30 protein-coding genes are annotated in these 24,895 nt (G+C 51.3%); 26 read left to right on the forward strand and 4 right to left on the reverse strand.

The annotated features are described in order from the left end of the window. The first annotated feature begins 8 nt into the window (after window positions 1-8). The 14 genes from AC3I0A_RS27780 to AC3I0A_RS27845 all read left to right on the forward strand — a co-directional run bounded on the left by AC3I0A_RS27780 (window position 9) and on the right by AC3I0A_RS27845 (window position 9,106). Window positions 9-893 (forward strand): DNA adenine modification methylase, encoded by an 885-nt coding sequence (locus AC3I0A_RS27780; protein ID WP_050682303.1) that lies wholly within the window; start codon window positions 9-11, stop codon window positions 891-893. Between the two features lie 194 nt (window positions 894-1,087). After that, complete coding sequence (locus tag AC3I0A_RS27785) at window positions 1,088-1,342, forward strand: hypothetical protein (RefSeq protein ID WP_050682302.1); 255 nt, start codon at window positions 1,088-1,090, stop codon at window positions 1,340-1,342. 421 nt (window positions 1,343-1,763) lie between these two features. Beyond that, the gene (locus AC3I0A_RS27790) at window positions 1,764-2,420 is read left to right on the forward strand and encodes a hypothetical protein (protein ID WP_489378760.1); all 657 of its coding nucleotides are present in this window, start codon (window positions 1,764-1,766) and stop codon (window positions 2,418-2,420) included. A gap of 206 nt (window positions 2,421-2,626) precedes the next feature. Next, window positions 2,627-2,917 (forward strand): hypothetical protein, encoded by a 291-nt coding sequence (locus tag AC3I0A_RS27795; RefSeq protein ID WP_050682300.1) that lies wholly within the window; start codon window positions 2,627-2,629, stop codon window positions 2,915-2,917. Between the two features lie 237 nt (window positions 2,918-3,154). Beyond that, window positions 3,155-3,298 carry a hypothetical protein gene (locus AC3I0A_RS27800; RefSeq protein ID WP_155943744.1) on the forward strand — a complete coding sequence of 48 codons (144 nt, stop codon included), beginning with the start codon at window positions 3,155-3,157 and terminating at the stop codon, window positions 3,296-3,298. A gap of 242 nt (window positions 3,299-3,540) precedes the next feature. After that, window positions 3,541-3,858 carry a hypothetical protein gene (locus AC3I0A_RS27805; RefSeq protein ID WP_050682298.1) on the forward strand — a complete coding sequence of 106 codons (318 nt, stop codon included), beginning with the start codon at window positions 3,541-3,543 and terminating at the stop codon, window positions 3,856-3,858. A gap of 102 nt (window positions 3,859-3,960) precedes the next feature. Further along, window positions 3,961-4,332 (forward strand): hypothetical protein, encoded by a 372-nt coding sequence (locus AC3I0A_RS27810; protein WP_050682297.1) that lies wholly within the window; start codon window positions 3,961-3,963, stop codon window positions 4,330-4,332. 597 nt (window positions 4,333-4,929) lie between these two features. Then, on the forward strand, window positions 4,930-5,088 hold the full coding sequence (locus AC3I0A_RS27815; RefSeq protein WP_156320490.1) for a hypothetical protein: 159 nt from the start codon (window positions 4,930-4,932) through the stop codon (window positions 5,086-5,088). After that, complete coding sequence (locus AC3I0A_RS27820) at window positions 5,085-5,423, forward strand: hypothetical protein (protein ID WP_231669716.1); 339 nt, start codon at window positions 5,085-5,087, stop codon at window positions 5,421-5,423. Before AC3I0A_RS27815 ends, AC3I0A_RS27820 begins: the two co-directional genes overlap by 4 nt. Window positions 5,424-5,492: 69 nt before the next feature. Then, window positions 5,493-6,278 carry a hypothetical protein gene (locus tag AC3I0A_RS27825; protein WP_050682295.1) on the forward strand — a complete coding sequence of 262 codons (786 nt, stop codon included), beginning with the start codon at window positions 5,493-5,495 and terminating at the stop codon, window positions 6,276-6,278. Between the two features lie 137 nt (window positions 6,279-6,415). Further along, complete coding sequence (locus AC3I0A_RS27830) at window positions 6,416-7,543, forward strand: DUF7146 domain-containing protein (protein WP_050682294.1); 1,128 nt, start codon at window positions 6,416-6,418, stop codon at window positions 7,541-7,543. Next, a complete protein-coding gene (locus tag AC3I0A_RS27835; protein ID WP_050682293.1) occupies window positions 7,543-7,839 on the forward strand; it encodes a hypothetical protein in 297 nt (98 codons plus the stop codon). The genes AC3I0A_RS27830 and AC3I0A_RS27835 overlap by 1 nt, the downstream gene beginning before the upstream one ends. Before the next feature lie 114 nt (window positions 7,840-7,953). Further along, window positions 7,954-8,679 carry a hypothetical protein gene (locus AC3I0A_RS27840; protein WP_489378762.1) on the forward strand — a complete coding sequence of 242 codons (726 nt, stop codon included), beginning with the start codon at window positions 7,954-7,956 and terminating at the stop codon, window positions 8,677-8,679. A 22-nt stretch (window positions 8,680-8,701) separates the two neighbouring features. Continuing rightward, window positions 8,702-9,106 (forward strand): hypothetical protein, encoded by a 405-nt coding sequence (locus AC3I0A_RS27845; protein ID WP_156320489.1) that lies wholly within the window; start codon window positions 8,702-8,704, stop codon window positions 9,104-9,106. Window positions 9,107-9,133: 27 nt separating this feature from the next. On the opposite strand, the gene AC3I0A_RS27850 is transcribed toward AC3I0A_RS27845, so the two are convergent. Further along, window positions 9,134-9,922 carry a hypothetical protein gene (locus AC3I0A_RS27850; protein WP_050682290.1) on the reverse strand — a complete coding sequence of 263 codons (789 nt, stop codon included), beginning with the start codon at window positions 9,920-9,922 and terminating at the stop codon, window positions 9,134-9,136. A gap of 1,544 nt (window positions 9,923-11,466) precedes the next feature. Here AC3I0A_RS27850 and AC3I0A_RS27855 point away from each other — a divergent pair. Genes AC3I0A_RS27855 through AC3I0A_RS27870 form a run of 4 tightly spaced genes read left to right on the forward strand, consistent with a single transcriptional unit; the run spans window position 11,467 to window position 15,962 of the window. Beyond that, on the forward strand, window positions 11,467-13,296 hold the full coding sequence (locus AC3I0A_RS27855) for a Mu transposase C-terminal domain-containing protein (RefSeq protein ID WP_053159481.1): 1,830 nt from the start codon (window positions 11,467-11,469) through the stop codon (window positions 13,294-13,296). After that, window positions 13,284-14,171 (forward strand): TniB family NTP-binding protein, encoded by an 888-nt coding sequence (locus AC3I0A_RS27860; RefSeq protein ID WP_256220648.1) that lies wholly within the window; start codon window positions 13,284-13,286, stop codon window positions 14,169-14,171. Before AC3I0A_RS27855 ends, AC3I0A_RS27860 begins: the two co-directional genes overlap by 13 nt. Continuing rightward, on the forward strand, window positions 14,168-14,899 hold the full coding sequence (locus AC3I0A_RS27865) for a P-loop NTPase family protein (protein ID WP_053159483.1): 732 nt from the start codon (window positions 14,168-14,170) through the stop codon (window positions 14,897-14,899). The genes AC3I0A_RS27860 and AC3I0A_RS27865 overlap by 4 nt, the downstream gene beginning before the upstream one ends. Window position 14,900: 1 nt before the next feature. Further along, complete coding sequence (locus AC3I0A_RS27870; RefSeq protein WP_371259799.1) at window positions 14,901-15,962, forward strand: TniQ family protein; 1,062 nt, start codon at window positions 14,901-14,903, stop codon at window positions 15,960-15,962. A gap of 707 nt (window positions 15,963-16,669) precedes the next feature. On the opposite strand, the gene AC3I0A_RS27875 is transcribed toward AC3I0A_RS27870, so the two are convergent. Further along, window positions 16,670-16,987 carry a hypothetical protein gene (locus AC3I0A_RS27875; RefSeq protein ID WP_489378764.1) on the reverse strand — a complete coding sequence of 106 codons (318 nt, stop codon included), beginning with the start codon at window positions 16,985-16,987 and terminating at the stop codon, window positions 16,670-16,672. A gap of 650 nt (window positions 16,988-17,637) precedes the next feature. On the opposite strand from AC3I0A_RS27875, the gene AC3I0A_RS27880 reads away from it, so the two are divergent. Then, on the forward strand, window positions 17,638-17,928 hold the full coding sequence (locus tag AC3I0A_RS27880; protein WP_489378826.1) for a nucleotidyltransferase family protein: 291 nt from the start codon (window positions 17,638-17,640) through the stop codon (window positions 17,926-17,928). Window positions 17,929-18,151: 223 nt separating this feature from the next. On the opposite strand, the gene AC3I0A_RS27885 is transcribed toward AC3I0A_RS27880, so the two are convergent. Continuing rightward, complete coding sequence (locus AC3I0A_RS27885) at window positions 18,152-18,649, reverse strand: helix-turn-helix domain-containing protein (RefSeq protein WP_053160437.1); 498 nt, start codon at window positions 18,647-18,649, stop codon at window positions 18,152-18,154. 156 nt (window positions 18,650-18,805) lie between these two features. Here AC3I0A_RS27885 and AC3I0A_RS27890 point away from each other — a divergent pair, with 156 nt between their 5' ends. From AC3I0A_RS27890 to AC3I0A_RS27920, 7 genes are all read left to right on the forward strand, one after another. After that, window positions 18,806-19,231: a DUF6957 family protein gene (locus AC3I0A_RS27890; protein ID WP_489378765.1), complete on the forward strand. Its 426-nt coding sequence runs from the start codon at window positions 18,806-18,808 to the stop codon at window positions 19,229-19,231. Window positions 19,232-19,285: 54 nt separating this feature from the next. Next, window positions 19,286-19,732: a hypothetical protein gene (locus tag AC3I0A_RS27895; RefSeq protein WP_489378766.1), complete on the forward strand. Its 447-nt coding sequence runs from the start codon at window positions 19,286-19,288 to the stop codon at window positions 19,730-19,732. A gap of 89 nt (window positions 19,733-19,821) precedes the next feature. Then, a complete protein-coding gene (locus AC3I0A_RS27900; protein WP_489378767.1) occupies window positions 19,822-20,202 on the forward strand; it encodes a hypothetical protein in 381 nt (126 codons plus the stop codon). 61 nt (window positions 20,203-20,263) lie between these two features. Beyond that, window positions 20,264-20,542 (forward strand): hypothetical protein, encoded by a 279-nt coding sequence (locus AC3I0A_RS27905; RefSeq protein ID WP_053160445.1) that lies wholly within the window; start codon window positions 20,264-20,266, stop codon window positions 20,540-20,542. A gap of 587 nt (window positions 20,543-21,129) precedes the next feature. Then, window positions 21,130-21,681, forward strand: a complete 552-nt coding sequence (locus AC3I0A_RS27910; RefSeq protein ID WP_489378768.1) for a cytochrome b — start codon at window positions 21,130-21,132, stop codon at window positions 21,679-21,681. 38 nt (window positions 21,682-21,719) lie between these two features. Next, entirely contained in the window at window positions 21,720-22,106 is a 387-nt protein-coding gene (locus AC3I0A_RS27915) for a nuclear transport factor 2 family protein (RefSeq protein WP_489378769.1), read from the forward strand. A gap of 380 nt (window positions 22,107-22,486) precedes the next feature. Further along, window positions 22,487-22,855, forward strand: a complete 369-nt coding sequence (locus AC3I0A_RS27920) for a histone-like nucleoid-structuring protein, MvaT/MvaU family (protein WP_489378827.1) — start codon at window positions 22,487-22,489, stop codon at window positions 22,853-22,855. Between the two features lie 219 nt (window positions 22,856-23,074). On the opposite strand, the gene AC3I0A_RS27925 is transcribed toward AC3I0A_RS27920, so the two are convergent. Next, the gene (locus AC3I0A_RS27925) at window positions 23,075-24,865 is read right to left on the reverse strand and encodes a sigma-54-dependent Fis family transcriptional regulator (protein WP_053160454.1); all 1,791 of its coding nucleotides are present in this window, start codon (window positions 24,863-24,865) and stop codon (window positions 23,075-23,077) included. Window positions 24,866-24,895 lie beyond the last annotated feature (30 nt).

Here is a 24,895-nt window from a genome sequence, read left to right on the forward strand (position 1 = left end):
GACGTACCATGAAATTTAATTCCTCAGTTGTTAGCTATCCGGACCGTGGTCATTGGGGGGATAGCCGCTACCGCGGTAACTGCACAGGCGCGATCGTACGGGATTTCTTTGGGACGTATCACACCCGAAAGGATGGTCTTGCGTTTGACCCCAGTATCGGTGGCGGAACCTCTGTCGACGTCGCAAACGAGCTCGGTATCCGGTTCAAGGGTACCGACCTGCACCAAGGCACAAACCTGTTGCTGGACGACATGCGGACCTACCTTGGAGAAGAGGCCCACACCTGTTGGTGGCATGCACCCTATGCTTCAATGCTGGTCTACAGCGGGGAGGTCTGGGGGGAGCCAAACAAATGGGACATGAGCCGAATGGCACTGGCCGAGTTCACGGAGGCGCTCGAGCTTTCCATCATGAACATTCATGACGCCGTCGAAAAAAACGGGCACTACGGAATCCTCATGGGCAATCTCCGTCGGCAAGGTCAGTACTTTAATTTGTCATCGCTCGTCGAACGGGTGGCACCGGGTCGGCTTGTTGATGAAATTATCAAGATCCAGCACAACTGCGTTTCTGATCGTCGGGAGTATCGAGGCAATATCGTCAAAATTGCCCACGAGAAGCTGTTGATTTTCAAGAAGAACAAGGACTCTCTGTTCTTTCTTGCGCAGGTCGACAAGCGTGCTGCGTCATGGGTTGGCACCACATGGCGGGCCGCGATACGTCGCATCCTTCAAGGTGGCAAGGTCCTCCATCTCAAAGAGATAAACCAGCTGATCGCGCCGTACGCAGGTTCACGGTCAAATCAGCACTGGGAGGCAAAAGTTCGTCAGGTAGTCCAGGACGCGCGCTTCTTTGAGCGTGTTTCGCCTGGTACCTACCGGCTGGCTGCCTGATTCGTCTCGCACCGCCCTGGGAAGTCCTGGGGCGGTGTAGAGACCGCTTTGGCAAGAGCATTGCTCAAGCGGTTTCACTCGAACCAATGTTGGTTCGATTTGAAAGCAGCTGCACTACTGCAGCATTAAAACCAAACCGGCGGGGTTTAGCTCCCTGTCGGGGGTTAGCTCCGCCTCAACCCGGAGTTAAACCTATGAAAAAAAATCTTGGCATCATTGGTGAGTTCCTTGGCCACTTGGTCATGGGAGTCATTTTCTTTTCCCTGCTCGTGTTCGCGAGCCTTTTGATCTCGACCCTTACCAGTTGGGTGGGGGGCTTCGAGGCCGGTAAGGACCTGGTCCCCGTTCTGAAACTCTTGGAACATGTGATCTTGTACAGCGACTGCGTGTTCTTGGGCTGGTGGACGATCTATTCGACCTACCACGCCAGCAAGGCTCTTCTGGCCTGAACCGTCACTAACGGGGCGGCCTGGAGCATCCCCTTTTGCAAACAGGAAAAACTATTGGAGATGGCTATGAATGCCTTCATTCGTGGCTTCAAGCGCGGCGTACAAGAAACCCTTCAAGGCTTTTGGGCACCCGCTATAGCGTTATGGGATTTGCTAAGTACCACCACGGAAAAAATAACCGGCGATGTAACGAAGCGAGACCGGTAGCCTTCCTGTTCCATCTAGCGACCATCGCATCAGTTGGTGGTCGCGGCCCCTCACTATACGGTGAGGGCTGATCACCACTCGGGGCTAAGCCCCGGGTGGTTGATTCAATGACTACGCTGAGAGGCTTCGGCCTTGAGGCTTAAATTCTCAATCAAACCCCGCCGGGTACATGACCCCGCGCTGGGGACATGCCCGGTTCCTTTTGGAGCACGACATGAATAATCAAACCACCCTGATCGGAAACGAACGGTTGGACCTTCTGAAGTCAGCAGCGCCATCGCCGTTGGACCTACTCAAGGTCGCTGTTAACGCAGGTTTGACGTTCGCTGATTGCCAAAACCATTTTGGTGTTGATTCAAGCACAAACCCTTTCGCAAAAGCTGCGCAAGCAATGTATGCAGAGGGGAGTGACAACAACATCGAGATCGGCGAGAGAGTCGTCATTAGCCGCTGCGAGTATGGAGCCTTTGTAGAGGCTCGTGTCTTTATCCGGGACTATCAGGCTGGGTTGCCCGACATTGTCGAGTTGATCGATGGGCTGGTGCGACACTTTCACACCAAATTTGAACCTGAGTTCTCACAGAGTTGCCCTGTCCTACACGCCAAGGTTGCGATGCTCGAAGACTTGTTTACCAATCACGGTGATGAGCTCGAATCGCTTTCCGGCAGGGCTCCTGAGACCATCCCCAAAACAAGGTTCGTGTTCGCCGGAATTGTTGAAGAGAACTACACCTCAGAGATCATTCTTAACCTTGTTCGAATGGGGGAAAACTCTGGCTTTGATCTCGACCAGTGCGAAGCAATTCGCAACTGGCTCGAACACAATGGCAAGCTTCTGGACGCACAACTGAAAACTGTCCAGATGGCTTAACAATCATCTCCGTTGGCTGACGCCTGCAGGGTGTTCGAAGAAGTGTTTGTTCACGATGACCGTAATGGGATTCGTGTTCGCGTTGAGTCCATTTAGGACTATGGAGTAAAGGTGCAGCTGATCCCTTAATTTCAGCAATCCAGCAACCGCGGGGAGCTTCTATCCCTGCGGGGTAGGGCCTCCCGCACACAAAAGGAGTGTCCCTCATGGAGAACCAAAAAAGCTCTCCGCATCAAAAACCCTGGTATGCACCGTTGGTGCATTTCTTGGCTCACACGGTTGTGGGTTCCGGCATTTTCATAATAATTGCCACGCCTTCCGTTTTTTTGGGATGGCTAGTCCACAAGCTTCGTGAGTATCACGTCGCTGAGTTCACGCTTAGCGTTCTTACGTTCCTTGAGCACGCGATCCTGGTGGTCGATGCGCTTACCTTTCTGTCGTTCCTGGGCTTTACGTCCTGGGCTGCAGTCAAGGAGATGAGACAAAATGGCCATTAATAGCGGTAATAAAAGCACACTGGTTGAGCACTGCTTATCTGAGTTTGTGAAGGCAGCTCAGCAGGCCCCCGCCATCTATTTTGCTCCTGTTCGTGGGGCGATTTCTGGAGTCATCGGTCAGTGGCGAAAGCTGCAGTCTCGTGACTCTGATGGTGGGACCCCAAAAGCGGCCTAATTCGCTTTGAACAGAGACCGATCAAGGTATATGCTGAATTCATGTAACGCGAGGAGCTGACCATGATTCGCAAACACCTTGTAGGTTTCATCAAAGGTTTCAAAGCTGAGTTCGTTGTTGCCGCGAAAGCTGCGCCGGCGATCTTTTTCGCTCCTCTCGTTGGAGCGATTAAGGAAGTCAGGAACCAAGCGAATAAAGGTCTTTAACTGCTGTCCTCGCCCCTCGCAAGAGGGGCACTTCCGAATCTCTCCCGGTCTGGGGAGAGTGTTCGGTTTGGAGAACCTCCTCTAACGAGGCGAGTCTCTCAACCGAATCCACCTGTGAACAATGCGTTTCCAGGACGATAGTCAGCTGCAACTCTATGCAGCATCAACTTGGCACTCGCCATTCAACCCATTGGGACAATCGCTCCCGATCGGGAATGTTGTCTCTAATCATCGGAGGCAACATGAACATTTCCCAACAGCTCGTAGCAGCTGGGTTCGATAAGGTCGCTCAGTCACTTCCTTTGCGTATGGAGCGCATGCGCTCAAACGGTATTGAATGTGATGAGGTGACGTTATTGACGACGATTGAGCGCGACGAGTTCCGTTCAATTAAATGCAGGATGCGTCTGGCAAAGGTCGCCACGTACGCTGAGCTCGAGGAGCATGGTCGACTGGTGAATTTGCTGGCGAATTACACTACTGAATCCAGGGCGTGGCTGATGAAGCTGCCGCTGGTGCGACTGCAAATCATGATGGACGCAGTCGAAGCATCCTGGTGATCCTACATGCCACATCTGTGGCGTAACGCTGCGTAAGCAGCAAACCCCGTCGGGTCCTTTTCCCGATAGGGGAGAGGCCTCGACTTTCGTGTTGGAGGCTTCATGAACAATTTTCCGGTTTCTCATATTTCCAGTAACCCAGCGCTGGTGCTCTCGCATTTCAACGAGATCATCGAACGCAGAAAAGCGGCTCTCTTTCCTAAAGGTGGCCATGATGGGGTTACGGAAGTTCTGCTACTGGATAGGAGGGACCGTCCTCTCTACCTGGCGTCTCAAGTTGACGTTACTCAGCAAGAGATAGAAGCCAGCTACTGTGAGCGCGGGATCACCACCACGGCGCATCTTCGTGAATTCATTCAACTGGTTCACGAAATCTCGGCGGCATGCTCAACGATTGCTGCTTCAGAGCTTCGCTCCTATCACCTGGACTTGCTCCGGGCGATGAGGGACGAGATGGTTCAGAAACGTGCGTAGGTGATTGGAGCAGGGGGGGGACACCTCCCTGCTTCCATCTCAAAATTCCGGGTGCTATATTTCAACCAGCTGTTATCAGCATCCTCTCGGCCACCAGGCCACCGACCGACCTCAAGGGTTGTTTCGGAAAGCTCCAGTTTTCCCAAGCAAAGATTCTTCCAATCGCTCTGTTGCGATCGGAGATGGCGTTAGCTGCGCGTCCCTAAAGCAGCATCAACTTGGCCACTCTGGCTTTCACTCCCTGCAGGGATTTCTCCCTGTAGGGGAGACCTTGCACTAAAACTAAAATTGAGGTGCAACATGTCTGACTTACTGAATCTCGTGATCATCATCGTCGACTTCGTGTTTGACGTAATTTGATTCACACGGCCCTGTGCTTGGCTCTCGCCGGACATTGGGTCTAAGCCTGTCTTAACACCGTTGTTCCAACCTTTCTGGTGGGGTCCTTCCCCACTCGGGGTTGGCATCTCACCTCCATTCTGGAGGTACATCTATGATTTTTTCGCCTGCAAAGCTGATTGGAGCGTCATCATCCTTCGGCTGTAGCTGGTCGTATGTGACGCGGGGTGACCTGGTTGTGAAGATGGAGCAACGTGTATGAGTAATGCACAGAAGCCCGTTCCAACACCTGCAAAGCCCCACGCCCAAAATCGGGTTGCTCATTATCAAGAGGCTCTCAGTGATGAAAGCTTTGTCAGCATGATGAGCAACATTTGCGGCTTGCCGATCAAACAGAAGGATGGGACCAAGAAATGAAGTCCTACCCCCGTCTGGTCGCGCTACTCCGTGAAACGATGACCCTCACTACCGGTGAGGCTGAAGCATTGACACGTGGCGTCGAAGCTGAAGCCGTGTCGCGCTGTGGAGGTATCGCGAACGTTGTTCGCCGTGCCTTTGCACTTCGACACTATGCAGCGCTGCGTGTACTGCTCGCTCGATACCCGAAAGCTCAAGACAAGACTGCTTTCGCCATCGACACCGGCTTCACCGGCAAGCGCCGTGTGCTGGTGGATGATGGGAAGGTGGTTTCCCACGGCCATCTGGCCTGGGATGTCTTTCTCACTCGAATTCGAACGAAGCAACCCCACTGATTCACCTAACCCTATCGGGGCCTACATGCCCCGTTAGGGGCGGTGGGCTCCAATTACTGGAGTCCATATATGTCTACTAACCGTGCAATCACAACCCTGATGCAGCGCCACTTGGTGTTAAACGGCTACCCAGCTGAAGACGTCCATTTTTCGCTGAGCTGTTGTCAGGGCGATGGTGCCAGCTTCACTGGTGAGTTGGATGTGAAGCGTCTTGCTTCGCGTCTTGTGCCGGATGTTTCTTCGACTGTTTGGGATGGCCTGGTGCTACCCGAAAAGCTGGAGATTACCCGGGACTCTGGAATGCGCTACGTACATGAGCGATCGACCTCCCTGAGCATCGATCCAGTTTACGTCGAGCTCACTCCGGCTGATGAACTAGGTGGACCCGCTCAAAAAGTTGCTCTTCATCGACTGGTTTCTGCGCTTGCCGATGATGTTGTCGCCACCGGCGCGGAACTTGCGCACCGAGGGTACAAGCTCCTCGATGCGTACGTCTCAGAGAAGACAAAGCTGCGGACCTTTCAAACTGCCAACTTCCGGGTTGATGTTTTTAAGTGCTCGGATGACTTCGATGTCTTTGAAACGGAGGAGGAGCTCGTATACCTCGACCAAACTATCCAGCAAATCATGGATGGGGAGATCGAATGTTTCAGCCTCAAAGTCACTGTCACCATGCTTGATGATGATGGCGACGATATCGCTGAACTGGCTGAGCTTGATATCTACGGGGTCAGTCGTAATCCCTCGATCAAGGGGCTCTGTACAGACACACGTGATGTTGTGCGCGAGGCGATTGCCGAAGCGCGCGATACCTATTTGAAGCTGATGAAACCGCGGTTGCGGTTAGCAGCTTAACCATCCCCTGGGGGGCTTTGCCCCCTTCAAGGGGTGGAGTTCCTTCAGGTGTCCTATTCCCCCGGCTCGGGGCTTCCCCAAGCTCCCGTTTCGGTGGCTTGGGGAAGTCCCGAGTTGGGCTTACCTGGAGGTGCACTATGAGAAATTTGAAAGCCGAAGTTGTACGAAATGCGGCGAAGCTTAAAGGCTGGGATGTGATTTTGAGGGACTTGTGCCCTGAGATCGATTCCAGAGCGTTTGATAAGCCAGGTCGACACACGAAGTGCCCTGTCCATGGGGTGGCTGGTCGTGGCGGCGATGGATTCAAGTTCTTCCGTAAGGACTTTCAAGACTCCGGCGGCGGCATGTGCAACACCTGTGGAACATACCCCGATGGATTCAGCTTGCTGATGTGGGTGAAGAACTACGGATTTGCAGATGCTGTGGCCGACGTTGGTGACTTTCTGGGGATCCGCTCGACTGAAGATGAGAATCAGCAGGAGAAGGTAAACCGGGCCAACGAGCAGGCGCTCGCAGCTCGTCGCAAAGAGCTTGAGGAAAAAGAGGCTGCTTCAAACCTCTATCACAGCAAGAAACTCAATGAGCTATGGAAGGGCAGCCTTCCACTTACGCACCCAGATGCTGAGCCGGCCCGTCTGTACTTGGCCAGCCGCAAGATTCTCTGTTGGGATCGTGAGGGCGTCGAAAGGGTGGTTCGGTTTCATCCGAGCCTCTCGAGCTACAACGAGGATGGTGAGTTCGAAGGTGATTTTCCCGGCATTGTCGCGAAAGTTACAAAGGCAGGGCTTCCCATCACGCTCCACCGGTACTTTCTAACCCCGAAGGGGCTGAAAGCTCCCGTCCAAAGTGCCAAGAAAATGTGCATGTATCCTACCGACAGGCTGGTTACTGGCGGTGGCATTTTCGTTGGGGCCTGGGACAAGGAGGAAATTGATGTTTGTGAGGGGCTGGAAACAGCTTGGGCTATAGAAACCGGTACCAACTTCGCAGTGCAGGTTCACTCGCTGGTGAATGCAACGCTGTTGGAGGGTTTCGAGCCTGGCCCTCGCACTAAACGCGTCAGGATCTGGATCGACAAAGACCGTTCCGGCCGCGGCGAAGAGGCGGGCATGAACCTGAAAAAGCGTCTCTGGGAGAAGGGTATCCAAGCTCAGATACTGACTCCGTCATTGCCGCTGCTGGAAGGCGAAAAGTCGGTCGACTGGAATGATGTGCTGGTGCAGCTTGGATGCATGGGGTTTCCACAGATGAGGAGGGCGGCTTGATGAGCGTCACCTCTTATCTATATGACCCAGTGCGTGTTGTCACCTCGCCAGGCGCTAATGCCCTCGATCCATTCTCACCGCCCAGCGGTTTTAGTGGGAGCGCAGGGGATTACCGATTGCTGTTGGTAAGCCGGTACCGGGTACCGGCGTCGCGTCGGTACATCATGGCCCATGCAAAGGCCCTTCAAGATGGACTCAACGTCATCTTTGAAGGGCCATACATAATGGAGGCTGCCGACATTCTCGAAAAGATTGTCGCTAGCGACCGCGTGCAAGAAACCAAAAGGGCCGGCTAATTTAGCTGGCCCTTTTTTTATGGCCATGAGATCGATCAGGAGTCGGGTAGAATCGTCCGCTTGCATTCCAGTAAGACGTGCGAGTCTTCAAGCATCGCAATCGAGATCCGAACAATGACATTCAAAGTGGTCAAGCTCAGCACCTCAACAACCGATACGCCAGGCCTGTACCAGGTCAAGTTCAATGGCGACGATCGTTTTTTCCGCACTGTGGATGTCCATGTCTCAAAAGACCTCGGGCCAAATGCCCTGGACTTTGTAGAACTGTACAGCGCCTGGTGCTGCCTGATCTGGCTGGAGCTCGCTGGGTCAAATCGAACCTCACGTAATTTGAAGCTCGTGGTTTCCCGTGGCGCTGTAAAGCGTCTCCTGCTTGTGACCAGCTCAAAAGAAGAGCTCTACCAATACGCGTACGCTCTCCGGACACAACTCCTCGGCTTGGACAACATCTCTGTCGAGAAAGGGGAGGCGTGGGTGTTGGAGGAGCATCCAGGTATCTGCGTGAGATGGGACGGGGAGCCACCGCCACAACCTTTCGTCGATAATCCTACCTTTGGCCGCATCTACCTCACGTACCATGCCGTTATCGAGTACCTGGATGAAACGAAAGGCGAGTGTAAGCTCGACAACGTTTTTTCGAGGCTGACACGGATTGTTCGGGAGGCGGATAGGGTAAAAGTGCTGACTGCGAAGCAGGAGAAAGACAAGGTTCGCCGGTATGGTGAGCAGCAAAAGGGTGTGAGAAATCTTGGCACGGCGTCGGGCTGGCATATAACCACTCGACCGACCGCTGACGGGAAGGGCCTTATTGCTATGACGGTTTTTCAGCGAGTCGAGTAATGAGTTCGAGATGGAGAGGGTAATGGCGTACGTGGAGCGGTTGAGAGCTGAGCTTCTGGCGCTGTTGAGATCAGTAGATCCAGAAGGGTGGGAGCAAGCAAAGAATCTTTCCCGGGATGACGTCGTTAGCTTCCTGGTCTCAAGACCCCATATCATGCAAGGAATCTCATACCAGATCTTGGGAGAGGCCGGGTTCGGGGAAGGGGCTTACCTTCAATGCGCGCGCGACGGCGAGGTTTACCGGCTGATTCGGTGCCAGGTGTCCTTCGACGAACGTGGTTTGCCGCTGACGGTTGGACTGATCGGCGTCAAAAATGGACTCGATAACGCTCATGCCAGAGTTATCGGCAGGATCGATGAGTTCACCAGCATGGAAACCGGGCTTCAAATCCTCGGATCTGAAATTTTAGATTTGTTAGAGCTTTAAAAATTCAGCATTTAAGCTCATAGCAACTCAACCAATACCAAACCCAAAATGAAGAATCAGACCACCTACAACGGCCGTAAAAATCCCTAGGGCATAGGGGTGCATGATCAGAGCCGAAAAGTGTTCCAAAACGCTCAATCGCTTTGGGCGGACGTCCATTCTGATTGATGGCGGTTTGAATGTAGGCCAAGCGGTTTCTCTCTGGTGCAATGAATTGTCTTGACCGGCCTTGTATAGCAGAACGTTACAAATCAGTTCTCCGGGATGTTTTGCCGTGACGTCCCATGGCCATGTCAGTGTAATAGTGTCTCGCCTGAAGAATTGATAGGGTGATGCTCTGGGAAAATACTGCGTGTCTTTTTTCGAGAACTCTAGGTTTGCTGCAAGGTGATTCAGCGAGATAGGTGTTCCCAAGTTGCATTCTTTGTAGTGGCCTATAATCCGTTCCATGACAATGCCACTGTCATAGGGATCTACAACTAGGGTTACTCTGCACGACTCTTCGCAGTATTGATATTGTGGAAACGTGATTTTGGCGCCGCCAGCAGGAAACTCCTTGAATAGTCTCAAAACGTCTACGACTTTTCCGTTGAATGATCCCTGGTTGTCCATGCGAAACGATTGATTACCCATCTCTTTTTTCATTAAATCCAGCAATACCTGTTCAATTAGCAAATCCTTGAGATCAAGCTTCACCGTGACACGAGGGCTCGACTTGAAGTGATTTTTCAAACCAACGATGTGCTGCTGTGGGGAAACCGAATCTGCAAGGACATCTGATCCCGGGTCAGTCGGGTTGGGCGTGAGAATGATCATAATGAGCTCGCAGAGATTAGTCGGGTTAGGTATTGAGATTAGAGGATGCTTTGCAAGATCTCCCAAATTTCTCAAAAATCTGAGTGATTCTGACTTTTAACGTCAATGATTTTCGAATGGCGCAGCATGGACGCTGATTTCTGAAAGTACGTGCTAGAGCTGCCATGCGATCTGTAGCCCACTATAATTTTTAGATGTCGACTCGCGATCCAGTCTAACTTTTAAATGTTGGCGTTCAACTGACTGCTGGCGAATCGAAGACGGTTGCTTTAGGCGCGTCCAGTGGTAAACAACAAATGTAATCGATGAAAGCGCTAAATCTGTTGGCACCAAGCTGCTGCTGGAATAATTCACGGACCGAGAACATGGAGATTGTGTCCCTCCTTTAAAAGTGGTTAAACGCTCAAGCCCATAGAAGCCGTGGCTTCTAGTGATTCTGACTTTTAAAAATGCCTGAAAGCCGATATGCAATAGTGCATTTGATCATTTTAAAAGGAGTGCAGTCATAGCCCCTATATGCAGGGGTAGCTCAAATAATCGCTTCGTCCGGGATCCGGTAATGACATCCAACTTATTGATTTGTAGTGATTTTTTTTAAAAGTTTAAGCCCGTTACGCCTATAGAAATATACCAGTTCTAAAAGTTCAGAACGATCGCTTCCTGTTTCCCCTCGCGAAGCTGTTGCTAAAGGAGCGTTTACTAACACGGGGTATCACAGAGGACTCCAATCGGCAGCGACTCCTCAGCTACAGCCTTGTAAACGGCAACAAATTGGATACATGCCTCGTAAACGATGGTCAGCGCCCGGCAAAGCTCTCTGTAATCCCCATAGGGCATTGGAGGACACGTTACGTCGACGTTTAACCTCAGTTGGCTACGAAAGGAGGAAGGGGCTAGTTACCCCCTTGCTATGCCATTGAAGGCGGAGTGTGGCTCACGGGCTGAGATTGCAAGCGCTCTGATAGACTGACTTGGCTCGCTTTTGAAAAATAAAAGCAGCTTTTCTGATTCAAAAATCCAAACTTTTTGCCGCCGGAGCCTCATATCAGACTCCAGTTTATGGAATAGTGTCATTATCTTGTCGGTTATTTCGGGTCGCAAAACCCAAGAAACTCTTACAAGGCTGACAATTGACTCGGGACTGCTTCAAGAATTCTCCTCTCCAACGTGAACGCGGTTCATATCTAAAGAGTCCAGGGTTAAATTTTATTCAGTTTAGCTGTAGATATTGAATATATTGACACTTCATGGGAGGAGTGGAAAGCAATATAAAATAATAGTCCATGAGTCGTGAATTCGGTGCTTACAGGTGCTTGGCTCATTTGTTGCTAAGAGTGAGCTTGTCAATTTATGCGATATTTTTAAACTTAGTGTCAATTTACCCAATATTAGCTCAAGCCCTTCGTCAATAAACGTAATATAAGTCAACGCCTAAAACAAAATTAGTTGATACCTAACGTCAATTATATGACCGTTGACAAGCTTCGTGGTCATAGAGCTATGCTTGCGCACCCAGAATTTCAACCAGTCGGTGCCGAGCCTTTATGTTGCAACCCATCGTCGAAGGAAACTTAGTTAGTTTTGAGGAAAATGTATATCGAGTAATAGCTCGTGGAACTGACGGCAACATCACCCTAAAAAGCCTGGAAAGTGAGCAATCCTTTGATGTGCTCTTTACTCAGGTAAAGCTGGTTGAGGTCGATCAAGAAAAACACGAGTTATACAACGATCGCCGTTTGATCTGGCTGGAACAAACTGAAGTCAATCCCAAAGAGTTGGCTATTGCTTCGGATCGAGCGAGAAATATTAATGACTACCTTCAGGGTAAAGTTACGCGGGCAGAGCTTATCGAGAAGCTCGGCTCATCAGAAACAACGATTCGACGTTTATTGCGGAGATATGACCCAGAACTTGGTGCTGTTTCGCTTGTTAGAAGTGTCAGGGGGCGTAAAAAAAATTCACGATTGCTTTCTGATATTCAAGAGAAAATCATGGAGAAAGCAATATCGAAACGACTTAATGATAAAACAAAAAAATTAGAGGCGTTTTCTTCGCTTTGGGAATATGTCGACTCTCTATGTCATACCATGGGGGTTACAACTCCGAGTCTTAATGCTCTAAGGCGAAGGCTTGAATCGTTCGGGCCGAAAACCGTTTACTCTCTTTTGCACGGCAGAGAGCCGATGCTTCAAAAGTTTGATCTGAAGCCAGGGATGATTAATGTAGATACCATACTTAGCATGGTTCAAATCGACCATACACGGGTGGATGTAATTATCTGCGACGAGAATGGACGACCACTCATGCGGCCTTGGCTGACGGTAGTTATCGACCTCAAGAGTCGCATTATTCTTGGTTACTATCTTGCCCTCCATCCGCCTAGCTCACTTAGCGTTGCCATGGCGATGCTGTCTGCCTGTTTTCCCAAGCAAGACTTTCCGATCGCACTTGGTGGTGGTCAGAACACTCGCCATAGGTTTTGGGGATTGCCTCTTGCATTAGGTATGGATAACGCCGCGGAATTCACTAGCCCAGAACTCGAAGCCACCCTTCAATTCTACAAAATCCTCATTTTGCTGCGGCCTGTTGGTAAAAAGCATTATGGAGGGCACGTTGAAAGGATCATTGGTACGCTGATGGGGAAGGTGCATCTTCTGCCAGGTACTACCTACTCTAACGTGCTGAAGAAAGCAGACTACGACTCTGCCAAGCATTCGGCCATGACCTTTTCAGCATTTTGTGAGTGGTTCGCAAATGAAGTGGCCATTTATCATGGGCGTGCTCATGAAGGGTTGAATAGACTTGCTCCGTTCGAGGTTTGGGATGCGGAGATGGCCAAGAAGGGGCCAGGTTACGTACCTCCTATGCCGGGTAACTTTCAAACATTTGCTCTTGACTTCTTTCCAAGTGTGATACGAACGGTGCAACCAAAGGGTGTCGAGTTTAGTAGGTCATTCTACTCTTCGGCAATACTCAGAAGGTTCGTTGGGTCACGACTTTCGTTTAAGTATAACCCGTTGAACCTTTCGAAAATATGGTTGCGCCAAGATGGCCGGTATCATGAAATTCCTTATTCTGATTTGACGAAAACACCAGTCTCATATAGCGAATACTGGGCGTTTTCACGACCTCGCGACCGTCGTCCAGGAACACTTGTGGACGAGGCGTTGCACCAAGTTCGTTTGGAGAACTATGAGTTAGTGGAAAATTCAAAGGCCACTACTAAACGACTTCGGCAAAACGTCGCCAAGAAAGTTGCGGCAGCTGAAACTATGTCTTTTCTTTCCTATGGCGGGGAAGGGCATTTGCTTCAGGGGAAAACCAAAGAACTTAGTGCTGATCAAACTCGTAAAAAATTGAAGTGGGAGAATTGATTTTGGTTGGAGAACATTTGCATGAGAGTCAGCGTTATGCATTGGCCTTGTCAGATGAGGAGCGCTGCCAGATCATCCGGCAAGACATCAAGGTCGACACAGAGCATTTACTCACCGTTTCAAACATCGTTCATAATATGCTTAGCATCGTACGTGGCAGTATGGAGGCTCCATGCTTAGTGGTGTCCGCCGGTTCTAATCATGGGAAAACGACAATTTGCAATGCGGTTAGGGGGATGGATGCCTCATGGCGCCATAAAGTTAGATATGTCACCTTTGTCAAGGACACTGAAAAAACTAAGCCTATGGCGAAGCTCTTGTCGGCATTGGGTGTGGATCCTGGGAAAGGTGGAGTTCCTATTAGTATGGTAGCCGAATACTGCATCGCTAACGATATTCGCGGTGTATTTATGGATGAGTTCCATGACTCTATCAAGGGGCTTTCTAAGGGTGAGCAGGATACATTTCTCTCCCTTTTGCGAGGGTTATGCGGGGCCCCTGCTTATCTCAGTTTTTTCGTTTTCGGTATCGATGAGGCTCTCAATGCGCTCGCAATTGACGCCCAGTATGTACGCCGATTTGAGCTTTACGAACTTACTCCGTGGTCTAAAACAGATGCAGAGTATCTTAATTTCTTGGATACTTGGGAAGAAATCGTCCCCCTCGCTAAGAAATCGCATCTTTCCTCTAAGCCAATCGCCGATTATATTTATGGGGTCACATCGGGCATAATTGGAAATATATGCTCTCTACTTCGAGCTGCGGCCTGTTTGGCAGTAATATGGGGGGATGAAAAGATTACTCTTAAGTGCTTGCAGGCCGCTAATCGGTCGAAATGGAATACCCGCGTACTCCCATCAGAAGTTGACGAATGAAGTATCTACTGTGTCCGAAGCAGTATCAAGCACAGCAGGGTATCATGCGAGGCTTTTCTGATAACGTATTCACTATTTTGGGCGGAGAGGCCCGTACAGGAAAGACTACAGTTGCCTTGAGGCTACTTAAAAATGCCGACTCGGCACGAGTCTATACTGCTTATGTGCCTGGAAGGTTTACTAAGGCATATGGCAACGTCTACTCGGCATTCGCGGCAGCTTTGGGTCTTCCCTTGAGCAGTCATTTTATGGCTTTTCGGAATGTCGAATATGCACTTGAGGATCTGATCGGTGGTCGAGAGTTTCGCCTAGTGTTCGACGATGCACGTGTTCACTTTGGCGGCGGTGCGGAGCAACGAAATAATTCTATTGATTTAGTCGGGGCCCTGCTACGGCGATTTCAAAATCTTAAGATATTGGCTGTGTCTGGGCCCAATATTTTAGACGGGGATCTGAAAAAGGTCGTTGCTAAGGAGGCTCGCTATGTAGACATCGGCTTGTGGCAGGATGACCAACAGTTCCGAATCTTCATTACAAGGGTTGGGGTGGCATGTGGATTCAAACGATCTCAGTTGCTCAATGACGATTTTATCAAGGGTCTTCTAGATAGATCTCATGGCGCCAGTGGCGCTCTCATTCAGATCCTCCAGACACTAGCGCGAAACCCCAGCTACAACGATTGTGCATCTTTGCCAGTTGAATGTCTGCGTAACATGTGGGATTTCTGACGTGCTCGACGAGTTCTCATCAGGGGCAGCGCCTCGCTTCGTTCTAGGAGAAACGCTGCTTTCCTGGGTGATGCGGGGGCTTGCCCACAATAGGCTCCGGAACCCTCACTTGTTTCGGGAGGCAATTAATCGAGGCCTTTCTATCCCCAAACGGGTTGTTCCCGGCATAGTGGAGTCGTGGCCTTTCCCTGAATTCGAGGACATTGAGTTTGATTGTGCCACTGAACTTTTCAAAGTCATGCGTGGTACCTATGGTACCGATGGGGTTTTGTTGCAGCAGCTATTTGCCTCCCGGCAGTCTCGTTTACTTCACATCCATTACCGGCACGCCTACTGCTCCACATGTCTAAAAGAAAGCATGCGGAGAACAGGGTTTCCCATTTGGCGCCAATCTTGGTGTTACACGACCAGCGCATACTGCGTTGAGCACCAACGCGTGTTGGTGAGGCCTCGAGATACGTTTACCCCCGAAAGACGAATCTGGGACGCTTATCTCTATTCCAGAGAGGAGCGGCCAGTAAAGCACTCTTTGTTTGATCGGCGGATGGCGGGAATCACAATACGCGTACAGCAATGGATTGAGTCTCTGGTGGTAGGGCAGGCCCTCAACGAAGGGGTGGAAACTCTGTACGGACTGCTGCTTGCGAAGCGAACGGTGTTTGCACCCGGTGGGATAGCATCAGCCGGGTTTTCACGCACTCAACAACCTCTGTGCAAAGTGAACCTGAATCTGCATGAGCGCATCGTGTTCGGATTGAATGACAGTGATCCGTATCAGCGGATGGGGGCTTTGCTGTTGATCGGATGGGTGAGCGGTATGGTTTCACAAGCAGAAATCGTTTACTTGGGGCGCCATGACTATTGCGTTCGCAGAACGTTGCCTCCCTCACCGCAGCAATTCGGACGCTTGGTAAGTTTGGCCCTAAGTCCAGTGGACGTGATGGTTGTTCGAGAGAGTCTGGTCAAGCTGGGGGCGATATCATCCACCATGATGTCGAGTTTTTTGGAAGGTTTGGATGAAGCCACATCCCGCTCCCTTCGTTCAAGCCGGCCAAAGCGTTAAATCGTCCACGCGTCAATGGGCGAAATCGTATCGCAGGGTGTGAGGTCTTCAAGACCAAGATTGTCTCAATCAAGATCTGGAAGATCTAGATCTAAGAACCTCACCAGCTAGAGAGTTACGACTAGAGCGACCCGCAAGGTTCACGTATACCGGTGACACCTTGGGGCGAGGTGATGTTGCGCCGGTGACTATTGAGCAGATCAAATCTAAATTTGGCGAGCTCCATTTCTTTTACGACGGTGATGATTCGTACTGTCGTGGAGCGGTTGATTTGGCAGAGAGGCTTCCTCTGGAAACTTGTGAGAGGTGCGGGTCTTCTGGCAGCCTTGTCGGAGGGCAGTGGGTTAGCACGCTGCGTTCGACCCACAACGGTGGCAGTACAGAATCAAGCCGTAGGAGCTGACTGATTTAACTGGGATGGCGAGCCGCTGAGCGCGGGCAGGCTGTCGTGAACCGAGCTTCGGCGTACCGCCGAGTCTCGGCCCTTCGGGCTTCCATCCTTCACGCCTTCGGCCGTACCGGCCTGCGCGCTCCACTTGCAGCAGGTGCTGAGCGCATCAGTGGATGCCTGCATTACCCGCACAAGGCATTTCCTCATGCTTACCCTAATGGGGGCAATCAAAAAGCCAGACTACCCGATTTCAATCGAGCAGCCTGGCTTGTGCGATGAGATAGGAGTAAGGCAATAAGCCCATCTCAATGGATTCCTAAGACTTTTCCCCTGCCAAAGTCAGTTTAGGCGCGCTCGGTGGGACTGCGGGGGCGGGCGTTGCTGGCTGAGGAGGTTGGTTGGCCAATGTTTCTGCAATTTCCGCACAGTTCAGGCCCTCATAGCGGCTGCGGATGTGGTCTTCTGCTCCGCCGCCTTGAATAGCAATTTGGAAAGCTGCTTCGTATGCCTTGGCTCGATCGCTTTGCGTAACGTCGGCAATGATTTCGGCATGTGCCTTCACGGCCTCCAAGGTTTGAACCACCTCGAACACCAGCCCGTTGACCATACCTTGACGCAGTGGTGGTTTTTTCATCAGGTGCAGCTCCCTCAGAATGGAGTCGACATTTGGTACATGTCTAAGCCAAGCACAGATTCAAAGTTATGCAAATATTATGATAATTATCAGTGGTTTATGTGTTTTTCAGTCACTTACGCTAGAACAATGACTTGGAAAGCTTTCCTGATGAAACACCTGAGATTGGGCTTTTAGAAGCCTAGAGCATTCAGGGCGGCTTCTGGCTTCCAGAACATGATGATGCAATCTCGGTGGTCACGATTGTCGAGCTGACAAAGTACGACGACTGAAACGAGCGCGATCTTCGAACGAAGCCCAAATTCGACTAACACTGAGCGTGTTGAGCGGGTTTACGTGGTGTGATTTGAAGCTGTCCAATGATCTGAGGTTGATTAACTGCGATCAGTCGGTCGCATTTGTACGCTCGGAGTCCTCTAGTTCCTTTTCGGGCGGCAGGGATCGATCTAAATTCAGTGGGCTATCCATCCACTCTTGCCTCGGCATACTCAGGCAATTTCTTAGATCTCGATCAGCATCATTATCATTTGATAGTAGCTCAGGCCACATTGAGCGAAGCGTCACTTTGCATAGACACGCTGATCTCATGCTCTTCTTATCTGAGACTCTGACGATCCGTCGACCTGCTATCTGTGAAAAACCAAGCGAGAATGTATGTTCAGAACGGCGATGAGCCCTATCAGTCGGCGACCGATGCAATGCGTTACTGGCCAGTAACCGCCACAGCGGTAGCGTTAAGACTGCGAGAGGACGGCACATGCGAAATCGCTGCGCCGCTGGGGCATCATGATCTTTTCAACTCGATTATCCGTCCAGCAGGGAGGTTCGCCACGGAAAAATGCTATCTATCAAGAGCGCGTCAAGTCCAAAAGCTGGTTGAAGGTTTGGCCAATGCTCACGCTTTCGGGCTCTCTCCCAGCCCCCCCGTCAAGGTGACTTAACCGGACGCTTACGCCGAACCGCCTAAAGCGTGTCGTTAACTCGTCTCACGCCACATCCCTGAATCCTGATAATGAGCATTTGCTCGACTTCCTGGATGCAATCGATTGACATGTAGTGGTAGAGAATGCGCAAGGAGTCGCTCAGCCAGTAAAGCCATCAACGGGCGCGTTTGATTGGTAGTGGCTACCTGGAGGTGAGCGAAAATGCGACGGTTCTTAAAGCCTATGGATTGACCTGCTGCTCCTGGCTCAAAATCCGCTTCCAGTGACGATTGACAACGCTAGGGGAGAAACCCAACGCCTGAGCGATCTGGGCCTGCGACATCCCTTCCGACTTGAGTTTCCTGACGGCCTCGAGGTTTTCAATTTTCTGAGGTTTTCCACGCGTACGCTGAATCAGCGCGCCATCCGCGAATTGCTCTGCCAAAAGCTTTATGCCTCCTTCAGCTTCAAACGCTCGAAGCTGCTCTTGTGCATCTTCTATAAGACGAGGGTAGGGCGTTCCAAGGCGTGCAGACATGCACAAGGCCATCAGGGCAAGCGGATCTATCTCGAGTGCCTCAGCCAAGCTTTCGAATTTTTCGAGCGTAATGCTCGTTTCGCCACGCTCGAGAGCGCTGATTTTCGACCTCGCGCTGGCGTCAGAAAGCTTTTCATACCGAAAGCGGCGATTCAGCCGAAGAGCTCTTAGGGCGCCAGCAAGGGCAATTTTGAGGTGCATGGGTTGGCCAAAAGTCAGGATATAGCCATACCACAGGGTTTCCGATAAACATCAATATGAGGTATTATTGTATATATCACGACAACTTCACTCCTGCTTCCTAGGCTCAAAGCCTCCATATAGGGTGAGCTGGCAGCGAGAAAGGCCTGACAATTTATGAAAAAAACAGTAAGCGGGGAGGTGGACGTGGGTAGTCCCATTCAAGATGGCCTGTTGGGCGATCCCGGTGTCAGCCTAATTGGTGCTGAGCTGAGGCTCGATGACGCTCTGATGGCGGCCAGAAGGCACTACAAACACCTCCCTCTCTGCGCTGTCGAGGATTGGATAATCCTTGACGCCATTGTCACCGACGCCGAGCGAGCCAAAGTAATCGCCGCTGGCTGCCAGCCAATGTTCCTGTTTGCCCACAAAGTTGTACACGACGAGCAGCTCCGTTTCGAATCCGGCCACTGGGTGCGTTCAAGCATGGGCACGACCTTCAAAGAAGGTTTTCTGTTTGCTACGCGGAATTCCGTCTACGTTTTGCTCGGGCCGGGCCATCGTAAGTCTTCGTCCATCGAAGCGATATTTTCCATCTTCTGATACCAACCAGTTTCTGCTGGATAGTTCATGTGCTCCAACAGCTTGAGGCGATAGATGTTCAGAACCATAGATGACGATCTGATAGGCATCCCTGGAATGTTCGGCGAGGGCGTGTCCCATTGGCGTGGAGTGTCGAGGCTGCTCAGAACGCCTTGGTATCACCTCACCCTGAGGGTCGAAAACGAGGGGCGATTCACCGAGTGTGCGTTGATGGTTGATGACACGCGCAAGCTTCAAGAGATGTTGGTGAGTCAGGGAGCTGATTTAGCGATCACCGAGATAATGGCTGTAACGCCTTCTTGGATGAATAAGACTGCAGGTTGGCAAATGGAGAGGTTAACCAGAGTAACAGTAGGCGAGGACAAGACTGGCTCCGAGGTTTGCCTACTGGAAGTGGTTGAGGGGGCGGTTTACCACACCTCGCATCACTCGGATTTCAAAGTCGAAGCGCTGACTAATCTGACGCTCATCTTTCTCTCGAGCATGATCCAGGGGAATTGAGATTAACAAATATCCTGCACGTATCTGCGCCCTTGGTTCCGTGCGCAATTCCTGATAACGCCATACGCACTGCCCAATGGAGCGCAATTATGCTGGACACCTTAGATGTAAATTTCCATGGAAAACGCCATACAGACTTTGATCTCATCCGCATCATAAAAGCCGAAGCTCAAGGCTTCGATTTGCCGGTGACCGCTTACCTTTGCGGGGTTTCCATTAAAGCACGCGCAGGCATTGGGGTAGTTTTCGGCCACAAGCGTAAAGACCAGTACGGTCGGTTTGGCGACGGCCATCTGATCCGGACTTCTGATGTGCTGAAGGTCGAGCGCGAGGGAAGATTTTGGGTGATGACAACCGTGAATTCGCGGTATGTGCTCGCTACTTTCCAGCGGAAAAATGGACGTGCCAGCTTGCGCGACTACCTTCGTCTTTCTCAAACAGTTCATCAGACACCTCCGATACTGCAGTGATTTTCGGGAGGGGCATCATCAACGGCGCTTTCCCTGTACAACCTAATTCTCGGGGCTGGTCATGATCCTCAAGAAAGGAGGGGGTATTACTTTGGCCTCTGGAATCTTTGATTCGTACAGCCGTGAAGGGTGGTTTGTTGCCCTCCAGAATTTCGATCTTGAGGGATTCGTTGCCGAGAGGGCCTTTGCTAGCATGAAGAGGTTGGAGGTGACTGACCTACTTGATGGCATCCCTGAAATGCTCATCAAGTTAGATTTTATCGCCGAGCTGCCTTGTCGTAGGAGCTACCTCGGATCTATGGGCGAAATCGGAAGTAGGGTAGAGGAGTACGGCACTTGAAAACACTTCCTCTTTGAGCGGTCGCCCCTCGTGCTCGTGGTTCTCTCGGGTCGGGTTTTTCTTTCATCAGCGTTTATTGGCGTGCCCTGCGGGCTGGCTGTCGTGAACCAAGCCCCGTTCCGGGTCTCGGCACTTGCGGGCTTCCATCCGCACGCCTTTGGCCTATGGCCTGCGCGCTCCGCTTGCGTTTCGCGAAGGGCGATGTAGTTCACCACATATACAACCAACGACGTCAGGCTCATGACCAAGGCTGCGACATTCAAACAGGGTGACTGGCTTGTCCGCACCCTGTTTTTGCGTGCGCAGATTTTTCATCAGCAACGTGTTCGGCGAAAGACGGAACTGTGAGCCTAAACCTTCTGGTGTGCATCGCCTTGGTCATCGAACGTGCCGCAATCGATTCGCGGCTGTCTCTCGAATCGGACAAGGGAAATCCCTCTAATACCGATTTCTGGTATTGACCCAAAAGGTGATCGTGCGTTACGCATCGAATTGGTAGATGATTTTTACCAAATAATCGCGATTTTTTTTGATGGTCGCTACTGAGCATACTTTGCGCACAACGATCTGTTTGAAGGGTAATCGTGATGGCGAAGGCGGGTAGCTATACCAGCACTGCAAAGTTGCTTCATTGGGGCATGGCGCTTCTTTGGATTGGGGCCTGGTGCATTGGGATACTTGCAACCCATTGGCGCGACGAACTCAACGCTCACCATGAGCTAACTTTTTTGCACAAGGCCATGGCCAGTACGCTTCTGTTTCTAGTCGTCGCAAGAATTGCTTGGCGCCTGTCTCATCCTGCGCCGGCGCTCCCGGAAACAATGAGTCCTTTCATGAAACGCGGGGCATTGGTCGGGCACATTCTGCTTTATGTCGTCGCCTTAGTCGGCTTGCCAGTTTCCGGTTGGTACTGGAGTTCAGTTGCCGATAAGCCAATCATCGTTGCAGGTCTATTCACTTTGCCGCCGTTGGTGGCTCCCGACAAGGATCTGTATGACTTGGCCAAGTGGATTCATACGTATACGGCGTGGCTTTGTGGTGCGCTGGTGGGCGGGCATGTTCTGGTTGCACTGAAGCACCATTTCATCGAGAGAGACGATGTGCTCACAGGCATGCTTCCAGGTCAGAACGTTCGCTAGCACTAAATTTCAAAAAACCAGTTTGAAGGCAAGGCACCATGTACGAAAATTCAAATGAAACGGTCGAGCAACTGATTCGCAAGCTTGAAGAGCAACGGTTCGAAGCGATTGTCCAGCGGGACTTTGATCAGTTCGTCTCGTTGGCACATCCTGATCTCGTCTATGTCCATTCCAGCGGTGTCGTAGACTCATTGGCGCAATATCTCGAAAAGTGCCGTAGTGGCTACTACGTGTATCAATCCATCGACCACCCGATCGATGAGATCCGACAGTACGGCGATACGGTTTTGGTAATCGGCGGGATGAATGCGGACTTGATCATCAATGGAGAGCAACGCTTTCTGAAGAACAAAAGTCTGGCCATCTGGACGATGGCTGAAGGTCGTTGGAAATTTACTGCGTACCAAGCTACGCCAATCCGCTAATGAGTAGGTTTTGCGGCGTGCTTGCGTCATTGGGACTGCGTCGCTTGGTGTGTGAAATGCCACGGTGCCAACTGATACGGCAGGTTACCGCTGCATGACGCGAAGGCACCCATCCGCGCTGTGATCTCAACTATAGGTAATCAAGCGACAGGCGTAACCGTAGGCTGATACCGATTAGCGCCTGCGACACCATGAATGTCCCTCGCATGATTCCAGCGCTGATGTTGGAGCTAGGTTCCAAATGCTCAACTGTTTCTCCAGGGATGATCGTATTCTTGCCCTCCATTAGAGTGACAGACATCTGCTTTCTACATGACGACACCTGATTCTAATTTTTCGTATTTGGTGTACCGTGTGTAAATAACCTCATTGGAGTTCCCATTTCTAAGCTCGCTGAATTTCGCCAACTCGAAAAACACCTCGCTGAACAGCTCGAGGCACTGGAAGCGCTCAAAGGCGATGCTGGCCTCAAGCGGGAAATCGAATTCGAAACGAAGCTACGTGCTCTATTGGCAGAGTATGGCTACAGCTTGCCGAACGTGATCAATTTGCTTGATCCACAAGCTGCCCGTCGTCGCTCTCCACCCAACGAGCCTAAAGTGAGTAGCCGCAAGCCTCGCCAAGTGAAGGTTTATAAAAACCCGCATACGGGTGAGATGGTCGAAACCAAAGGCGGCAATCACCGGACTTTGAAAGAGTGGAAAGCTGAGTACGGTTCAGCGACCGTGGAGTCCTGGTTGGCCAAGTAACTTAGTTGAAATACAAAGCGGCGCTTCACCAGGCAGTGTGAAAACGCACTAGGGAACGCGGCCAATGACGCCCCGAGTTGTTCGGGGCGTTCGTTTTTGTACAGAGGGTTCTCATCCATTATCAGCGTTGAGTGGCAGGCTCCTACTATGTAAATCTCTTGCTCAAGCTGTTTCGGTTGACTCGCCTTTTCGAGCAACAAGATTTTCTGCAAGTGAGCGCTATCGTATGGTTAGTCGCTTGTACAGGGTCGTTCGCGAAATACCGAGCTCTTTGGCAGCCGCTGAAACGTTGCCCTGATGAGACAGCAATACTCGCTCGATTACATCCCGCGTAGCATCCGAGAGACTCCTGGTCGGTGCGTTGGTACTGCCTAAGATCTCTTCTGGGAGGTGATTCACAGTAATGTATGGAGCGCCGTCGGCAAGTACCGACGCGAGGCCTGCTACGTTCTCTAACTGCCGCAGGTTCCCTGGCCAGTTATAAGCAAGGAGCGTTGCCCGCGCCTCGGCATTTAGTCTCGGGCACCCGGGACGCTGAAAAAAAGCATCAATTAGCTGCTCCTTGTCGAGTCGTTGATCAAGTGACGGTAATGCAACCCGTAGGCCGTCTAGACGGTAAAAAAGGTCTTCACGGAAGTCGCCGGTCGCCACTAACGCTGGGAGAGATCGGTGGGTGGCAGCAATGATGTGCGCCCTAAAAGGAATGGAATTTGTGCTACCAACTCGTGTGACTTGCCTCTCTTGTAAAGCGCGAAGCAACCTGCTCTGAAGGGCTAATGGCATATCACCAATTTCGTCCAGCAGCAGGACACCGTCTTGAGCCGCTTCAAGAAGCCCCATCGAGCCTCCCTTACGGGCGCCTGTGAAGCTTCCCTCCGTATGCCCGAACAGTTCGGATTCTATGAGGCTTTCTGGCAACGAAGCGCAATTGATAGCTACGAAAGGTGAGCTAGGAAAGCAGTGCTGGTGTAACGCTTTGGCAAATACTTCCTTGCCACAACCGGTAGGGCCGGTAATTAGTACCGGCAGATTGGCCGCAACCGCCTTCTTGGCATCCTCAAATCGCGCGTTGATTCTGCGATCACTTCCTAGCGCAGACTGCGCCGCCCGTAGCGGCTGACTCTTTGTTGGCTGATGGCTCAGCAACCGTCCATAAAGTCGTGAGCCGTCTGCAAGCGTTAGTAATTTGGATGAGAAATCGAGCAGGCTGTGGTTAGAGCGGTCAAACAGGTGCTCAAGGTTCAGGTCAAGAGGGCGGTAACTGCTGACTCCGAGCAATTGCTGAGCTGCACGATTGGCACCACATACCGTCCCATCCTCACGAACAGCGAGCAATGCTTGAAGTGGCGAACCCAAAAGCCTTGGGTCATGCTGGAGCTCCAGGATCTGGCAGTCGGGCAAGGCCAGAAAAAAATTGTTTTCAGTGGCTAGTGCTGCATGCTTCAACCGCTCCAGCATTGTGCCGGCGTTTCGTGTACCAATTCCAGTGAGATCGAGAGCTCCCAGCAATTCACCGTTAACGCCACGCAGCGGGACGCTTACGCAAAAGAATTGCGAAAACTCATGAAGGTAGTGTTGGTTGCCTGCGACTATAGCGGGCATACCGTCAACCAAGGTGCATGCGGGGGCAGTTGTACCAATATCCGCTTCACCTATGCGCCGCCCTGCATGCAGGGCTGACAACGGACTATCCATTCCTGCAGGCTTTCGGGTTTGTACTATTCGATTCTCAGGATTGACGCAAAACAGCATCCAGTGTGAATCACCGATCAGATCCCACAATCGCTCAAGCTCTGGTTGTACGCATTCAGCCAGATGGGCGTCGGCATCGGTCAAGGAGAGAATGTCGAGGTGACCTCGCGCCAGGCGAGGTTGCCAAGGGGTCAGGCCTGCAGCTCTAGAGCGTTCCCACGAACGCTCGATGGGCTCGGGTAACAAGCCAATAGGTAACGGAACACCCTCGGCAAAATTTCGACGCGCGGTGTGCAATTCGAGCTGTAGGCGATCCATGAATACACCTTGTTATTGTTGCTATCGATG

This window comes from Pseudomonas sp. KH_024_B2 (assembly GCF_057839965.1).